The following is a 15734-nucleotide window of genomic DNA, read 5'->3' on the forward strand; positions in this document are numbered from 1 at the left end:
GTACAGCGGCTTATTGCTGCAGGCAAGCAGCGCGGCTACGGTTGTCCAGGAATTGCACAAGATCTGCCCATGGCATGGGGCGCGCGTAGTAGTAACCCTGAATTTCATCACAGTGTTGCTGGCGCAGGAATTCCAGTTGTCCTTCCGTCTCCACCCCTTCCGCCACCACGCTGATTTGCAGGCTGTGAGCCAGGCTGATAATGGCACGGATGATATGTTCGGCGTCGGCAGACTGCCCCAACTCCTGAACGAAAGACTTGTCGATCTTTACGAGGGATATAGGCAGGTGCTGAAGATTGCTGAGTGAGGAGAACCCGGTTCCGAAGTCATCCAGGGCAAAACTGATACCCAGTTGATTGAGCTCCCGCAGACATCGCTGGGCATATTCCGGGTCATGCATCATGGCGCTTTCTGTAAGCTCCAACTCCAACAGACTGGTGTCGATATTGGCATTGAAGATAATGCGGAAAATGGTTTCGGTCATCTTGCGATCATGGAACTGACGGAACGAAAGGTTCACGGCAAACACCAGCCCCGGGTGCCCGAGATCTGAACACTCCTGCAGACGCTTGCAGGCCTGTTCGATCACCCAGTAGCCGATAGGAACGATCAACCCGCTGCGCTCTGCCACTGGAATGAATTCGTCCGGCCCCACCAACCCCCTTTCCGGATGATTCCACCGGAGCAGGCACTCCACCCCCCGAACTTCTTCCGACGCGAGGTCGATGCGCGGCTGATAATACACTTCCAGCTCATTGCCCCGCAGAGCGTTACGGAGATCCGCCTCCAGGCGCAGTTGGTATCCGGCCGTTATGTGCAACTGACGATCGTAAAACCGGTAACTGGTACCTGGGTCGCGCTTGGCTTCAAACATGGCTCGGTTGGCACGTCGCAGAAGGTTTTCCGGGCTGTCACCCGCTTCCGGGTAGGTGGCCACGCCGAGGCTGGCGCTGACGACGACATTCTGGCCGTCAAGGCTGAATGGTTCACCCATCGCAGTCACGAGCTTGCGGATGATCTGGGTAATATCCAGGGAGTCTTCCACTTTCTCGACAATGATCGCAAACTCGTCGCCGCCAATGCGCATCAGCGAATCCACTCGCCGCAAATTCTGTCGCAGCCGTTCCGCCAGCTTCAGCATGATCTGGTCACTCTTCTGGTAACCGAAGGATTCATTGAAGCTGCGGAAATCATCCAGGTTGATGTGCAACAACGCCAGCCGCTGGCTGGCACGCTCGGCCCTCAGCAATGCCTGTTGCAGGCGATCGAAGAACAGGTCACGGTTGATAAAACCACTGGCCACTTCCCGGCCCAACTGGCCGTGAGCGGACTCCGAAAGCTGCTGCCGATACCAAAGACAGCGTACCGCGCGGCGCAGCCCCCACTCTTCCAATGACTGGCGACTCAGGTAGTCCGAGGCGCCATTGGCAAGCAGGTCAACAGCACGCTCGGAGGCTGGCTCGGCACTCAGTGCCAACACCGGTTTTTCGTTGCTGGACACGGACAGGTACTGCAGGAAAGCGTCTTCGGAACCGCCATGAAACACACAGTCCCAGAGGATAACGTCAAAATGGGTATTGCGAATCAGATCATCGCAGTCGATAAGATCCGGGCACCAGGTCAGGTCCGGTTCCATTTCACAATCACGTGACAGGAGCGCACCCAGCCAGAGAAAATCCGCATACTCCGGCGTCAGCACCAGCAGCCGTACATGGCTGGGATTGGGTTGTTTTACTGCCAGGGTCATTAAGAAGCGTCCCGTTCCTCGTGATCAAACATCTCCGTTCCCTCAAGAATAGCTGATAGATCGTCAAGGTACAGCATGTCTGCCTAGTGTAGAATGTTTGCTTCCCAGGTTATCTCGGAATTTCCCGGATTGGCGCAATTATTGTGAACAAGCTCAACCCCCGACAGAGTGAAGCCGTCCGCTATGCGGAGGGTCCTATGCTGGTACTGGCTGGTGCCGGCAGTGGTAAGACCAGCGTGATCACCCGCAAAGTGGCTTATCTGATCGAACACCTTGGCATTCCAGGGCGTCATATCGCCGCCGTGACCTTCACCAACAAGGCCGCGCGCGAAATGAAAGAACGTGTCGGACGCCTGGTGGATCGCAAACTGACCCGGGGATTGATTGTTTCCACCTTCCATAACCTCGGGCTGAACATGATCCGCGAGGAGCACGAGCACCTGGGCTATCACCCCGGTTTTTCGATCTTCGATGCGGAAGATGCCAAGGCCCTGCTGCAGGACCTGATGATGCGCGAGGCCAGCGCGGATGCCGGCGATGAACTGTCTGACGTGCAGATGACCATCTCGTCCTGGAAGAATGCCATGCGCAGCCCCCAGGACGCCTGGAGCCGGGCCGCTGATGAGCGGGAGCAGCGTATTGCCATCATTTACCGCCACTACAACGAATACCTGAAGGCCTATAACGCGGTGGATTTCGATGATCTGATCCTGCTGCCGGTACAGCTGTTCCGCGACAACCCCGAGGTGTTGCAGAAATGGCGTCGAAAGATCCGCTACATGCTGGTGGATGAGTATCAGGACACCAACCTGTGCCAGTATGAGCTGGTCAAACTGCTGGTGGCAGAACGGGCCGCCTTTACCGTCGTTGGTGATGACGACCAGTCGATCTACGCCTGGCGCGGCGCCCGGCCTGAAAACCTTGCTCAGCTCAAGGAAGACTTCCCTAGCCTCAAAATCGTCAAACTGGAGCAGAACTACCGTTCCACGGTTCGCATCCTTCGTTGCGCCAACACGGTCATTGCCAATAATCCCCACGTGTTCGAGAAAGCCCTGTGGAGTGATCATACGGTCGGGGACGAGCTAAGAATCGTCCGCTGCCGCAGCGAAGACGCGGAAGCCGAACGGGTGGCCACGGAAATTCTCGACCAGAAACTCAAGAAAGGCCTGGCTTTCCGGGACTTCGCCGTTCTCTATCGGGGCAACCACCAGGCACGGCTGCTGGAAATGAAACTGCAGGCTTACCAGATCCCCTATCACATCTCCGGTGGCCAGTCGTTTTTCTCCAAGAACGAGATCAAGGACGCCATGTCCTATCTGCGTCTGTTGGTGAACCCGGATGACGACGCGGCATTCCTGCGCGTCGTGAACGTGCCCCGCCGGGAGATCGGCCCCCGCACGCTGGAACAGCTCAGCCATTACGCCCGCTCCCGCAACGTCAGCCTGTTTCGTGCCCTGGGCGATATGGGTGCCGAAACCCACGTTACCGAGAAGGGGCTGGACCGTCTGCGGCGCTTCGCTCACTGGGTGGACAACACCTGCGAGCGCCTGCACAGCGAAGATCCGATTCCGGTGATCAAGCAGTTGTTCACCGATATCGAATACGAGGAATGGCTGCACCTGCATTCCGGCTCGCCAAAACAGGCGGAACGGCGAATGGAGAACATCTGGTATCTGGTGGAATCCATCCAGCGCATGCTGGACGACGGCAAGGGTACGGCCGACGAAATGGGCATTGAAGACGCCATCAGCCGGCTAATCCTGCGCGACATGATGGAGCAGCGCGAAGAAGAGGACGACAGCGACAAGGTCCAGCTACTGACCCTCCACGCCTCAAAAGGCCTGGAATTCCCCCACGTGTTCATCATGGGTCTGGAAGAGGAAATACTGCCCCACCGCTCCAGCATTGAGGAAGGCAATGTCGAGGAAGAACGGCGACTGATGTACGTGGGTATCACCCGAGCCCGGGAAACCCTGACCCTTACGTTTGCCGCCCAGCGAAAACAGTACGGCGAAAAGCTGGAAACTATTCCAAGCCGGTTTCTTGATGAGCTGCCCGAGGACGACCTGAGATGGGAAGGCACCGGCGACCTGGACGTGGAAGCCAACCAGCAAAAAGGTAAGGCCACCCTCAGTGCATTACTCGGCGACCTCGGAAGCTGAATTTCACGTTTTTTCACAATCTCTGCAACCTTATGACCTCCTGATCCGTAACAGCCTAGGGAGCTTTGCTTCCGGCAAACACAAAAACAAGATCAGGAGAACACCATGTCCCGTCGATTCAATCGATTATCAAGCGTCACCGGTTCGCTGATTCTGCTCATCGCAGGATCAGGCACCGCCAACGCGGGCCTTCTCGGCAGCCTGCTGGGCGGCTCATCCGAGGACTCAACGACCCAGACTGAGGAACCGGCAGCTCCTGACAGTTACAACAGCAAGGGCACGTTCAGTGAGCCCTTTGCGGAACCCACCATTATTGTGGATGGTGAAGCTGTCGAAACGGACGAAAAATGCATTACCCGCGCTGACGGCATGGATGAGTGCAAACCCGCGGCCGGCACCATGGCACTTCTCAAAGACGGTCGCCTGCTTTACCTGAACGCCCTGGAAGGCACTGAGAACGTTGAGTTATCCATTGTTGCGGAATTTGGCGAAGTGTCCGTCAACGATCAGACCCGCGTTCTGTCGCTGGATGAAAACGACAATCCATCCTGGATCAAACCCTCTCCCCTGGACGCCGGCGCCAACCCGGATGGCAACGACAGTGAAACACTGCTGAATGGCACCGAGCTGGATGGCCTGCTCGATACCGCCGACAACACCAGCGCCAACGACGGCGCCCTGTTCTGCTCCGACGTCATCGGCCTGGCCAACGGTGATGTGATGGCCGTTGGCGGCACCGACTACTATTCCGAGCCAGGCATTGATGGCCTGCCTCTTGGGGTGGCGGAACTGGAAGGTATCAAGAATTCGAGAATATTCGACGAGGAGACCAACACCTGGCGCCAAAGTGGCGATATGACCTACGGGCGCTGGTATCCATCACTCGTAACCATGGGCAACGGCAACGTCTTCGTCGCCAGTGGTGTCACCAAGCTGCTAAAGCCAGTGTACCCGGATGAGCCACTGAACAGCGGACGCAACGTGGTGCAAACGGAGACCTACGACCCCTGCGCCGGCGCCTGGACGCAGAATCCGTCCACCGCTGATCGCTCCTTACCGCTCTATCCACGCATGCATCTGCTGCCGAATGGACACATCTTCTACAACGCTGGTGGCCAGGCCTTCAACCCATTCGGCCAGGGTTACGACCAGGCATTGTGGAACATTGTCGCCAGTTTCAACCCGGATACCCAGCGCTGGAACGACATTGGCTATGCCGGCCTCCCACTAAGGCTGGATGAAGCCGGGCTGGGTCAGTTGAGCAGCACCCTGAACATCACCAACCTGTCGCTTGATCAGGTCGGCTCACTGCTTGGCGATGTTCTCGACTCGCCCACGGATTTGCTGACCAGCGCAGCCGATCTTGGGGTATCTGAAGAAGATCTGCGCATGGCGATCGCCGGTGGTATGCGGGGCTCCACGTCGTCCACCATGTTGCCGCTGAAACCAGACGCCAGCGGTAACTACAATGAAGTGGAACTGCTGACCGCGGGCGGCGTACCCAGTTATGCAGTACTGACGAACCCCGGCGGCTACCTGCCCACCGACCAGACCCGCATCGATACTGTCACCACCAACGGCGACGAAATCGGCTACGAGTCGCGTTTGGCCGGCCCACTGAATCAGCCTCGCTGGTACGGCACAAACGTTGTGATGCCCGACGGCACCGTGATGGTGTTCAGTGGCGGCAATCGCGACGGTGTGGTAGCGCCCGGCCTGGAAGGCCCGATCCGCACCGCCGAGCAGTTCAACCCGGAAACCGGAGAATGGACGGAAATGGCTACCGGCCACCGCGCCCGCACTTATCACAACACTGCGGTACTGATGGAGGACGGCCGCGTTATGGTTGCCGGCCACTCACCAATCAACACCGCTTACCTGACGTTCGTGGATCTTCAGGATTTCGGACTCGCACCCTATGACGGCCGCGATCCGAGTTTCGAAATCTACACTCCGCCCTACGCCATGCGGGACGACCGCCCCAAAATCAGAAGTGCACCCAGCAATCTGACCATTGGCGACCGATTCAACATCAAGGTCGACCAGGTGGATCAGATCGACAAGGCCCTGCTGATTCGCCGTACAGTCATGACCCACGTCATTGACGGTGACCAGCGTGCCATTGAACTGGTCATGGAGCGGGGCCCTGGCAACAAGCTGACTCTGACCATGCCCGACAACCACAACGTGGTGCCCGCCGGCGAATACATGCTGTTCGTCAGCAAGGACACCCCAGATGGCCGCGTACCCTCGGTGTCCGCGCCGATCACTGTGGTGAATGAGAATCTCGCCTGCATGGCGCCCACGCAGGTGGCCAGCGATACCACCACCAGCGGTGGCATCATTGAGTCAACCCTCGAGCTGCTGTGACCGTCAGGAGGATTGTTATGAAACACATCGAACAGATCGGAGCTCGCCTGGCGGCCCCGGTGTTGTTCGGCCTGGTGTCCCTGTCAGCCTCCGGGCTGGCAGGGGCCCACGGTGCACTGGAGACAGAGGACGTTCCGGACGGCATCGTAAAGGCTCGAATAGCCCATCAACCCGACATTCCCGGACTCAGTGCAATCATTCTGGATGCACCGCGCCCGGGCATATTGCTTCGATATCAAGGTGAAGAACCTCTGACCGTATTGGGCACGGACGGGGAGGCGTTTATACGATTTACCCGAACCGAAGTCACCGTTAATACGGAGAGCCCCAGCTGGAAAGCGCTACCAAACCAGTCGGCGGAAACGAGCCAGACGTCCTGGGTGACAATGTCTCAATCCGGCGCTTTTGGCTGGCTGGACTCCCGGCTCAATGTTCTGCATGACAGCAACAGCGCAGATGGACCCAAAACCTGGTCAATTGCAGTGACAACGCCCAAAAACGGCACTGAGCGAATCGAAGGGCAACTGACCTATATGCCCATTCACTAACGGGCGACCATTCCGCTAACCAATAAAAAGCCCCCGTAATATCGGGGGCTTTTTGATCTACCGTGGGCCGGAATACAGTTGCTACTGGCTGGCCTCAACCATGTGCTCGACGGCGCTCTCGATTTCCTCATCAGAGCACCCGGAACAACCGCCCTTGGCCGGCATGGCATTGAAGCCGTTGATTGCGTGATTGACCAGTGTGTCCAGTCCTTTTTCAATACGGGGTGACCATGCGGCTGTGTCGCCCTTCTTGGGAGCGCCTGCCGCGCCAGTGCTGTGGCAAGCGGTACAGGCTGCATCGTAAACGTCACTTCCAGAACGAGGGCCCGAGCTTGCGCTTGCAGATGGAGCAGCTGCCTGCCCACAGTCTTCACCCTGGACGCACACTTCGCCAACCGGGGCAATGCGAGCACGAATTTCATCTTCAACATTGGCCATTACGGCACCTGCGGTCAGGCCGAAACCAAGCAATACGGCAGCCAGGACTCTCTTCATCATCACAATGCACCTCACAATTGGGCGTTATAATCGTTAGTGCACGCATTATAGCGACTGCGGCAGGCCAAAAAAACCAAACTGCAAAATGAACCCCCGATTTCAATCAATTTTCGTTGCCATTTCGTAAGTCAGAGCGCTCCGGAAGCACTTTCCGGGTACCATGCACCAAACAGATACCGAAGGTTCGAATGTATGCCTGATACCAACCAGCCACACCCCTGGCGAAAGCCATTACTGATCACCGAGTTTACCGCGGTAGCCATACTGCTGGCGTCCATGGGCTGGTTTTCCAGCCGCGCGGCAGAGGGTGCCGCACTGAGCCCTGTGTGGTTATTGATTCCCGCCGCCGCAAGTCTTGCGGTATTCATCAGTTTTATCGGGCTGATGTACCTGCGCTGGGTGGTTGCAGCAGCTGCTGAACGCAAACCCCGGCATAAAATCGTATTTTCCCTGCTGGTGATGACGCTGCTCGGAGTATGGGCTTACGGCGTCGCCAACACCTGGATCAGTGTTTCCAACGCATAAGGACTGGACCATGCCCATCGTTCGCCGCCCTGAACTTTTGAGGTTTACTGGCTTGCTATTGTCTCTGAACCTGTTCCTTCCCGGAACGGCCACCGCGCAGGACGAGCCCCCCGGGAACCGGAATTTTGAGGGAGTGAAGCCGGAAGACTGTGCCCTGATCAAGGATGGCGTTCAGCGTCTCGCATGTTACGACGCCATCAATGACCCGGCCAGCGCTCGCAATGGTGCCTCTGATGAGAGCCTGGACGCCATCGACAAGTCGACGGAGGCGCTGCAGTACGAAGAGGCAGCGAATGCGGAAAACGGCGATGCAACACTGGGGCCCGCGGAAGAAAGCACGACAGGAGAGGACGGAGAAGATACCGGTGTGATGTCGGCGATCCTGAACCGTTATGTCGCCGCAGAGAAGGCTATTTTCTCGTTTTCCGGCAGTTTTGTTGGCCATCGGCCGATGTATATCCTGCCGTTCAGCTATATGAAGAATGCCAATCGTGAACCCACAAATCCGAGACTGGGCGCAACCGATTACGACTATGGCATCGACAACCAGGAAGCCAAGTACCAGATCAGTTTCAAGGTACCCTTGTTGACTGGCTGGCTGGATGACCGCACGACGCTCTGGTTCGGCTACACCCAGAAATCGTTTTGGCAGGTGTATAACACGGATGATTCAGCGCCATTCCGGGAAACCAATTATGAGCCGGAAGTCTTTGTACGCTATGAGACGAATTATGACCTGGGCCCTGGCAGACTGAATGGTGTCACGCTGGGCTTTAATCATGAGTCCAATGGCCAGTCGGAACCCCGTTCCCGCAGTTGGAACCGGATCGTGGGGTCGGCAGCCTACAGCTATGATCGCTGGCTGTTCATCCTTCAGCCCTGGTATCGACTGCCGGAGGATGACAGCGAGGACGACAATGAGGATATTGAGCGCTATCTGGGCTATGCGAACTACATGGCGATCTACAAGTGGAGTGAGGATCGGACGCTGTCGATGAAGCTGATGAACAACTTGCGGTCAGACAACAAGACGTCGATTGAGTTGGGTTATAGCTTTCCGATGGGGGATACGATCAAGGGGTATGTCCATTATTACAATGGCTATGGTGAGAGCCTGATTGACTACAATGAGCGGATTCAGCGGATTGGCATCGGGATTATGTTGAACGACTGGCTTTGAGTTATTTCTGGCTTTTGGTGCAAGACCGCTCGGGGCGATACCGATGTCAGAAACACGCTCAAGCACATCCATGTGGCGCTTGAGCTCCGCCATCCATGGCTCCGCACAGTTTCTGACATCGGTATCGCCCCGACCGGCCCCAGAACAGTGAGTTAACCTTCCTCGTTGAGCCTTTGCATTTCCGCCAGCAGCTCTGCCGTTTTTTCCTTCATCAAGGCAATATCACCACGGGATTCCACGTTCAGGCGAACCACCGGTTCGGTGTTGGACATTCGCAGGTTGAACCGCCAGTCGTCGAATTCGATGCTGGCACCGTCGACGTGGCTGACACTTTTGGCGCCCGGGCTGTACTTGGCCTCGATGGCGGCAATGACCTTGGGGGGATCATCGATCGTGCGGTTGATTTCGCCGCTGGCCGGATAGGCCTCGATTCTGGCGTCTATCAGGGAGGACAGCGTCTGGCCGGACTGGCACAGGCGTTCGGCGACGAGCAACCAGGGGATCATGCCGCTGTCGCAGTAGGCGAAGTCGCGGAAGTAGTGGTGGGCGCTCATTTCGCCGCCGTAGACTGCATCTTCGTCGCGCATGCGTTGTTTGATGAAGGCGTGGCCGGTTTTGCTTTCGATGGCTTCGCCGCCAACGGCGTTGACGAGGTCGATGGTGTTCCAGGTCAGTCTTGGGTCGTGGATGACTTTACCGCCGCCGGTTTTGCGGAGGAACTGGTCTGCCAGCAGGCCGACAATGTAATAGCCCTCGATGAAGCGGCCGTTTTCGTCGAAGAAGAAGCAGCGATCGTAGTCGCCGTCCCAGGCAATGCCCATGGCAGCGCCATACTCCACAACCGCATCCGCGGTGGCGGCGCGGTTTTCTTCCAGAATGGGGTTGGGAACACCGTTCGGGAAATGACCATCGGCCTGGTGGTGCACTTTGACGAAATCGAACGGCAGGGATTGTTCCAGCTCGTCGACAATCAACCCCGCCCCGCCGTTACCAGCATTGACCACGATGGTTTTGGGCTTGAGCGATCCTGCCGCTATATAACCCAACAGGTGATCGATATAGGCGGTAACCACTTCCAGCGGCTCATATCGTCCCTGTTCCGGCGCATCACCGAAGGGCTCAGGCACCCGGTCACGGATGTCATTCAGGCCGTTGTCGGAACTGATAGGGCGCGAGTCCGGCCCCACCATCTTCATGCCATTGTGATCACGCGGGTTGTGGCTGGCGGTGACCATGATGCCGCCGTCCATTTTGTAATGGCTGGTGGCGAAGTAGACCAGCTCGGTACCACACAGGCCGATGTCGAAAACGTCGGCACCGGCGGCCATAAGGCCGGAGCAGAGGGCATCGGCGATTTCACGGCTGGACAGCCGGATGTCGTAGCCGACGATGACTCTTTTCGCCCCCGTCACTTCCACATAGGCGCGACCGATGCGTTCGGCCAGCTCTGGGTTAAGCTGGTCCGGCACTCGGCCACGAAGGTCATAGGCTTTAAAACAGGACAGATCCATTGTCACTGATGTTTACTCCGCGGCGGACGACTGAAGCTGGATGTAGTTCTGGATACCCATCTTGCCGATCATGTCGAGCTGGGTTTCGAGCCAATCAATGTGCTCTTCTTCGCTGTCGAGGATGCCACGGAACAGTTCACGACTGGTGTAGTCCTTCACCTGCTCACAATGAACAACCGCATCTTTCAGGTCCTGATGGGCGATCATTTCCAGTTTGAGGTCACAGGACAGCATTTCCTCGACGTTTTCACCGATCAGCAGCTTGTTTAGGTCCTGGAGGTTAGGTAGCCCTTCCAGAAACAGGATGCGTTCGATCAGCAGATCCGCATGCTTCATTTCGTCGATGGACTCTTCGTATTCCTTGTCCGCCAGTTTGGTGATACCCCAATCCTTGTACATGCGGGAATGGAGGAAGTACTGGTTGATGGCGGTCAGCTCGTTGGCGAGTACTTTATTCAGGAACTGGATGACTTTCTTGTCGCCTTTCATGACGGATCTCCTTTCGTGAGTGTGCGATCCTTACAAGGATAGTCTTTCACGCGGGGAGAAAAAATCACATTTAGGAATCAGGTGCAGGCAAGAACGGATTCCGCACTCTCCCTATCACTACCCTATCCGTCAGGCGGGCTGGGCTAGCATGTCAGCCATGGCCAGGTAATCGGGGGTGCGGCTTTCGCGGAGAATCTCCCGTGCTGTACAGGCACAACGACCGCATTGCGTGCCAACACCGAGCTCCTTGCCAAGCTGGCGCATGGAACTGACGCCATTGTCGGCGGCTTCACGGATTTCTCGGTCTGTTACACCATGGCAGAGGCATACATACATAGGAGCATCTCACTAACGATAACAAAGCTAGTGATAATTATTGTCATTTGCATGCAGCTTTGCAAGCCCAAAGAGCGATTTTTGTGCAAATTCTTTTTAACCGCCCGCCTCACGGGTCAGGTTTCTGGCGCCATCGTGTGTAACGACCACATTATCCTCAATGCGAATACCGCCGCACCCTCGTAATTCATCGATCACTGAACGGTTAAAGTTCTTCCCCAGTGGCCCATCCAATACCGGGTCCAGCAATGAAGGAATGATATAAAGCCCCGGCTCTATGGTGACGACCATGCCTGCCTCCAGGGTCCGGGTCAGGCGTAGGAATGGGGCGTCTGACGGCGGCGGTTCTTTCTTGCCAGAGACGTCATGCACCTGAACTCCCAGGAAATGACCAATACCGTGCGGAAAGAACGCCCTGGTAACGCCCTGCTCCACCAGGGTTTCGTCATCCACCCCCTGAACCACTCCGGCGGCATTCAACAGTGCCGCAATGCCTTGGTGGGTCTTGCGATGGATCGCCACATACTCCACGCCGGGTGCAACCATCCCGCACAGCCGTTGCTGCAATTGTTCCAGCCCCTGAATCAACGCGGAAAAACGTCTTTCCCCTGCCCCGGGCGTGGTGCGGGTAATGTCGGAACAGTAACCGCGAAAACGGACACCGGCGTCGATCAGAAGGCTGCGGGGAGGCGCAGGGGCTTCGGTATCATAGTATTGGTAATGCAGGGTGCCGGCGTGTTCATTCACGCCGATAATACTGTGGTACGGCGCTTGGGCTTCACGCTGCCCGGTCGCCTGCTGGTAGGCCAGGTTTATTTCAAACTCACTGCCTCCGTCCAGAAACGTCTTTCGGGCCGCCTGGTGGCCCTGCATGGCAACGTGGTTGGCACGAGCCAGGCAGGCTATTTCATACGGGGTCTTATGCACCCGGGTTTCGTCCAGAGCAGACAACAGGCCCTCCGGATTATGTTCCCCATCAACCCCGGACAACTGGGACGGGTCGCCCACAACGGCAAGCCTGCCATTGACGTTCATTACCGGCGCTTCCCGACGATCACTGGAACGCACCTCCATCGACTGCAGCCAGGGCTCGTCCGGCAATTCCGGAGTGGCATGCCAGAAGTCCACGGGGTGATAAAGACTGAGCAGCGGTTTATGCCCGGGCCGGATAAGTAACCAGCTGTGTTCCTGCCCGGTCAGCCCGGTCCAGTGCAGGAAGGGGCCATAGCCCTGAAAATGCCATGCCTGGTCGTCACCATAACGCACGGGTGCGGCGCCGGAACTGATCAGCAGACCGTCATAACCCTGCTCGGCGATGGCGTGCTCGTAACGCTGCTGAAGCGTGCGAATATGGTCCGTCTGCAGTGACAGTAACTCGGTGTCAGACATGCTTGTTTTCCAGTGTTTTCCAGAGGGTTAGCAGATCGTCGGAACGGGGCTCACGCAGGCGAATCAAGCGGATCTCCAATGGCACGTCGCAACGCTTGTCCCCGGCCCGGGTGAGGCTGCCAAAACGCTCGCTCTTTTCCGTCATTCGTTGTGGCAGCCACCCCATGCCGAAGCCCTGTTTTACCAGCGCCTTGATACCGGCCGATTGGGTATTTTCATTCAGTGGCAACAGGTTGGCTGGCAGCTTGCACCTGTTCAGGTGCCCCTCAATGGCAGACTGCAGGAACCCCCGGGAGTGATAGGCAATCAGCGGGACGGGCTGCTCCGGCGTGCCCGGCAGCGCAAATCGTGGTTGCCCGTTTTCATCGGCCACACTTACAGGCACCAGAAATTCCCTCGCCAGCGTCACCCATTCGTAGCGGTCCTCGCTCAGATGATCTTTCCAGGGCAGATCCTCATGCCAGTAGCACAGCACCAGGTCACATTCGCCGCTATCCAGCGCATCCAGAAATTGCTCCCCCACCCAGTTGGTGGCTTTCAGGTTCAGTTGTAGCCGCTCGGCCAAGCCCTCCTGCCGGGCCCACCCCTGATAAAAGTGGGAAAACAGCCCCTGGGTTGATCCCACACTGATCCGGGCAGACGCCTCGGACTCCATGTCGCTGATCCGGTCTTTGGTTTCACGAACGTCCCGCGTTACGCGCTCGCACAGCTCAACGAAAACCTCCCCCGCCGGTGTCAGCGACAATGGCAGGGTCTGGCGGTTGATCAGTGTTGCCCCCATGGCTTCCTCGAGAAGCTTGATGCGGCGACTGAACGTCGGCTGGCTCACATGCTGCAGTTCAGCGGCACGTGAGAAATGACGCGTTCGGGCCAGCGCCATGAAGTCTTCAAGCCAGCGTATTTCCATGGTGTTACCAGCGTCGGGAATGGTTGTCAGGCATCATAGCCCATCGTGGAGAACCGGCTATAACCGCCCTTCCTCCACCGCGTGACACGCAACCTGGGCGCCGCCATCCGTCGCTATCAACTGAGGTATTTCCTGCCGGCATCGGTCGTCGGCATACGGGCAGCGACCATGGAAGACGCAACCTGACGGCAACTGCACTGGTGTCGGAACCTCGCCCTGTAACCGGATATGGTTGGGCCGGTCGTCCTCCAGCTTTGGAATGGCCGACAGCAACGCCTGGGTATATGGATGCCTCGGCATACTGAACAGCGTTCTGGTATCTGCCAGCTCGCACACCCGGCCAAGGTACATGACCGCAACCCGGGTACCAAAATGCTCGACCACGGCCAGATCATGAGTAATAAAAAGATAGGTCAGGTTGCGGCTTTCCTGAGCTTCCATCAGCAGGTTGAGCACCTGCGCCTGAATGGAGACGTCCAGCGCCGAAATCGGTTCGTCCGCAACGATGAACTCGGGGTCCACCGCCAGCGCCCGGGCAATGGCAATGCGCTGGCGCTGACCGCCGGAAAATTCATGACCAAAACGGCTACCCCAGTCCGGGTCGATCCCCACCGACTCCATAACATCCTGCACCTTGTCACGGATCTGGGACTCCGAGGCATCCGGCTGATGAAAGCGAATTGGCTCTTCCAGGGTTTGCTGGATGGTCATCCTCGGGTTCAGCGAGGCGTAGGGGTTCTGGAATATCATCTGCATCTTGCGGCGGTACGGCAGCACCTCTTTACCGTCAAGATTGTCGATACGCTGGCCGTCGTAGTGGATCTCACCAGCGCTGGGAGACAACAACCCCATGACGGTACGGGCCACGGTCGATTTACCACAGCCGGACTCGCCCACAACACACAGCGCTTCGCCTTTCTGGACCTGCAGATCAACGCCATTGATCGCGTGCACGGCTTCCTGTTTGCGGTGGAAACGACCGCCTTTGAATGAGATCTGCTCCAGCAGGCCACCGGAAAGATCAAACTTCTTCTCCAGGCCGCGTATATCGACCAGCGTGGATGACGGGGAGGTCACGATTCCACCTCCTGCATGCGTTTCTCCTGCTCAATAAGGTTGCTGACTTCGTAACAGGCCACATCCACATTACCCGACCGAACATACTCCGGCATCCGACGCTTGCACTGATCAGTGGCGAAGGAACAGCGTGGGTGGAAGGGGCAGCCTGTGGGCACATTCTTCAGGGACGGCATGGAACCCGGAATCTGGAACAGCCGCTCGCCGGGCTCACCCATCTGGGGCAGCGCGTTGATCAGCCCCTGGGTATAGGGATGCTGGGCATCATTGATGATTTCGCGGGTGGGCCCTTGCTCAATGATTCGGCCGGAATACATCACCAGCATGCGCTGGGTGACCTGAGACACCACACCGAGATCGTGAGTGATCAGCATCAGCGCCACGTTGTCCTGCTCGCACAGCTCCAACAGCAACGCCATGATCTCAGCCTGAATCGTCACATCCAGGGCCGTCGTCGGCTCATCCGCGATGATGATCTCCGGGTCCAGCAGCAATGCGATGGCGATGATAACGCGTTGGCGCATGCCGCCAGACAGTTCATGGGGGTATTGATCCAGGCGCTTGTCCGGCGACGGAATCTGTACCTTCCGCAGCTTGTTCAGGGCGATATCCCGGGCCGCCCTGGTGCTGATCCGGCGATGCGCCTTGAGCGCTTCCACCATCTGGGTGCCAATGGTCAGCACCGGGTTCAGGGTCATCATCGGGTCCTGGAAAATCATGGCGATGCGGTTGCCGCGAATCTTGCGCAGTTCCCGCTCGCTCATGGCTGCCAGGTCCTTACCCTCGAACAGGATCTCGCCAGCGGCAATGTAACCGGGCCGGGCGATCAGGTTGAGAATGGAGAAAGCCGCTACGGATTTACCCGCGCCAGATTCCCCCACCAGCCCCAGGCGCTCGCCCTTGTCGAGACTGAAACTGATGCCACGCAGAGCGGTAAGGTCCCCGCCACGGACAGCGAAGCGGGCCTCAAGATCTTTTACTTCCAGCAATGGCAT

General features: G+C 57.5%; 14 protein-coding genes. 5 read left to right on the forward strand and 9 right to left on the reverse strand.

The annotated features are described in order from the left end of the window. Positions 1-10 precede the first annotated feature (10 nt). Positions 11-1747, reverse strand: coding sequence for an EAL domain-containing response regulator (locus B3M52_RS15855; protein WP_075194994.1), 1737 nt, complete (start codon positions 1745-1747; stop codon positions 11-13). Between the two features lie 143 nt (positions 1748-1890). On the opposite strand from B3M52_RS15855, the gene rep reads away from it, so the two are divergent. The 3 genes from rep (at position 1891) to B3M52_RS15870 (ending at position 6827) form a co-directional block, all read left to right on the forward strand. Then, positions 1891-3909, forward strand: coding sequence for a DNA helicase Rep (gene rep / locus B3M52_RS15860; RefSeq protein WP_075194993.1), 2019 nt, complete (start codon positions 1891-1893; stop codon positions 3907-3909). Between the two features lie 105 nt (positions 3910-4014). Beyond that, the gene (locus tag B3M52_RS15865; protein ID WP_075194992.1) at positions 4015-6279 is read left to right on the forward strand and encodes a galactose oxidase-like domain-containing protein; all 2265 of its coding nucleotides are present in this window, start codon (positions 4015-4017) and stop codon (positions 6277-6279) included. Between the two features lie 17 nt (positions 6280-6296). Continuing rightward, entirely contained in the window at positions 6297-6827 is a 531-nt protein-coding gene (locus B3M52_RS15870) for a hypothetical protein (protein ID WP_036202972.1), read from the forward strand. A gap of 81 nt (positions 6828-6908) precedes the next feature. Here the strand turns inward: B3M52_RS15870 and B3M52_RS15875 are convergent, their stop codons facing one another. Beyond that, the gene (locus B3M52_RS15875) at positions 6909-7322 is read right to left on the reverse strand and encodes a c-type cytochrome (RefSeq protein ID WP_036205573.1); all 414 of its coding nucleotides are present in this window, start codon (positions 7320-7322) and stop codon (positions 6909-6911) included. 195 nt (positions 7323-7517) lie between these two features. On the opposite strand from B3M52_RS15875, the gene B3M52_RS15880 reads away from it, so the two are divergent. Together B3M52_RS15880 and B3M52_RS15885 are read left to right on the forward strand one after the other, a co-directional pair. Further along, positions 7518-7850 carry a hypothetical protein gene (locus tag B3M52_RS15880; protein WP_036202970.1) on the forward strand — a complete coding sequence of 111 codons (333 nt, stop codon included), beginning with the start codon at positions 7518-7520 and terminating at the stop codon, positions 7848-7850. A 10-nt stretch (positions 7851-7860) separates the two neighbouring features. Further along, positions 7861-9030, forward strand: coding sequence for a phospholipase A (locus tag B3M52_RS15885; RefSeq protein ID WP_036202968.1), 1170 nt, complete (start codon positions 7861-7863; stop codon positions 9028-9030). Between the two features lie 152 nt (positions 9031-9182). On the opposite strand, the gene B3M52_RS15890 is transcribed toward B3M52_RS15885, so the two are convergent. From B3M52_RS15890 to B3M52_RS15920, 7 genes are all read right to left on the reverse strand, one after another. Continuing rightward, positions 9183-10541, reverse strand: a complete 1359-nt coding sequence (locus B3M52_RS15890) for a phosphomannomutase (RefSeq protein WP_286749996.1) — start codon at positions 10539-10541, stop codon at positions 9183-9185. Positions 10542-10553: 12 nt separating this feature from the next. Next, the gene (gene bfr / locus B3M52_RS15895) at positions 10554-11030 is read right to left on the reverse strand and encodes a bacterioferritin (RefSeq protein ID WP_007153572.1); all 477 of its coding nucleotides are present in this window, start codon (positions 11028-11030) and stop codon (positions 10554-10556) included. Between the two features lie 129 nt (positions 11031-11159). Next, positions 11160-11366, reverse strand: a complete 207-nt coding sequence (locus B3M52_RS15900; RefSeq protein ID WP_007153573.1) for a bacterioferritin-associated ferredoxin — start codon at positions 11364-11366, stop codon at positions 11160-11162. Positions 11367-11462: 96 nt separating this feature from the next. Next, the gene (gene pepQ, locus B3M52_RS15905) at positions 11463-12755 is read right to left on the reverse strand and encodes a Xaa-Pro dipeptidase (RefSeq protein ID WP_075194990.1); all 1293 of its coding nucleotides are present in this window, start codon (positions 12753-12755) and stop codon (positions 11463-11465) included. After that, the gene (locus B3M52_RS15910; RefSeq protein ID WP_075194989.1) at positions 12748-13662 is read right to left on the reverse strand and encodes a LysR family transcriptional regulator; all 915 of its coding nucleotides are present in this window, start codon (positions 13660-13662) and stop codon (positions 12748-12750) included. Before B3M52_RS15910 ends, pepQ begins: the two co-directional genes overlap by 8 nt. A 57-nt stretch (positions 13663-13719) precedes the next feature. Continuing rightward, positions 13720-14739 (reverse strand): ABC transporter ATP-binding protein, encoded by a 1020-nt coding sequence (locus B3M52_RS15915; protein ID WP_075194988.1) that lies wholly within the window; start codon positions 14737-14739, stop codon positions 13720-13722. After that, positions 14736-15734: an ABC transporter ATP-binding protein gene (locus B3M52_RS15920; protein ID WP_075194987.1), complete on the reverse strand. Its 999-nt coding sequence runs from the start codon at positions 15732-15734 to the stop codon at positions 14736-14738. Before B3M52_RS15920 ends, B3M52_RS15915 begins: the two co-directional genes overlap by 4 nt.

Origin of the sequence: Marinobacter sp. UBA2688 (assembly GCF_002352785.1) — a bacterium.
GTDB classification, from domain to species: Bacteria; Pseudomonadota; Gammaproteobacteria; order Pseudomonadales; family Oleiphilaceae; genus Marinobacter; species Marinobacter salarius.

Bases quoted from the DNA above. Each gene is read 5' to 3' on its own strand.
- B3M52_RS15855 (WP_075194994.1), bottom strand. From the start codon at position 1,747: ATGACCCTGGCAGTAAAACAACCCAATCCCAGCCATGTACGGCTGCTG.
- B3M52_RS15865 (WP_075194992.1), top strand. From the start codon at position 4,015: ATGTCCCGTCGATTCAATCGATTATCAAGCGTCACCGGTTCGCTGATT.
- B3M52_RS15870 (WP_036202972.1), top strand. From the start codon at position 6,297: ATGAAACACATCGAACAGATCGGAGCTCGCCTGGCGGCCCCGGTGTTG.
- B3M52_RS15875 (WP_036205573.1), bottom strand. From the start codon at position 7,322: ATGAAGAGAGTCCTGGCTGCCGTATTGCTTGGTTTCGGCCTGACCGCA.
- B3M52_RS15880 (WP_036202970.1), top strand. From the start codon at position 7,518: ATGCCTGATACCAACCAGCCACACCCCTGGCGAAAGCCATTACTGATC.
- B3M52_RS15885 (WP_036202968.1), top strand. From the start codon at position 7,861: ATGCCCATCGTTCGCCGCCCTGAACTTTTGAGGTTTACTGGCTTGCTA.
- B3M52_RS15890 (WP_286749996.1), bottom strand. From the start codon at position 10,541: ATGGATCTGTCCTGTTTTAAAGCCTATGACCTTCGTGGCCGAGTGCCG.
- bfr (WP_007153572.1), bottom strand. From the start codon at position 11,030: ATGAAAGGCGACAAGAAAGTCATCCAGTTCCTGAATAAAGTACTCGCC.
- B3M52_RS15900 (WP_007153573.1), bottom strand. From the start codon at position 11,366: ATGTATGTATGCCTCTGCCATGGTGTAACAGACCGAGAAATCCGTGAA.
- pepQ (WP_075194990.1), bottom strand. From the start codon at position 12,755: ATGTCTGACACCGAGTTACTGTCACTGCAGACGGACCATATTCGCACG.
- B3M52_RS15910 (WP_075194989.1), bottom strand. From the start codon at position 13,662: ATGGAAATACGCTGGCTTGAAGACTTCATGGCGCTGGCCCGAACGCGT.
- B3M52_RS15920 (WP_075194987.1), bottom strand. From the start codon at position 15,734: ATGCCATTGCTGGAAGTAAAAGATCTTGAGGCCCGCTTCGCTGTCCGT.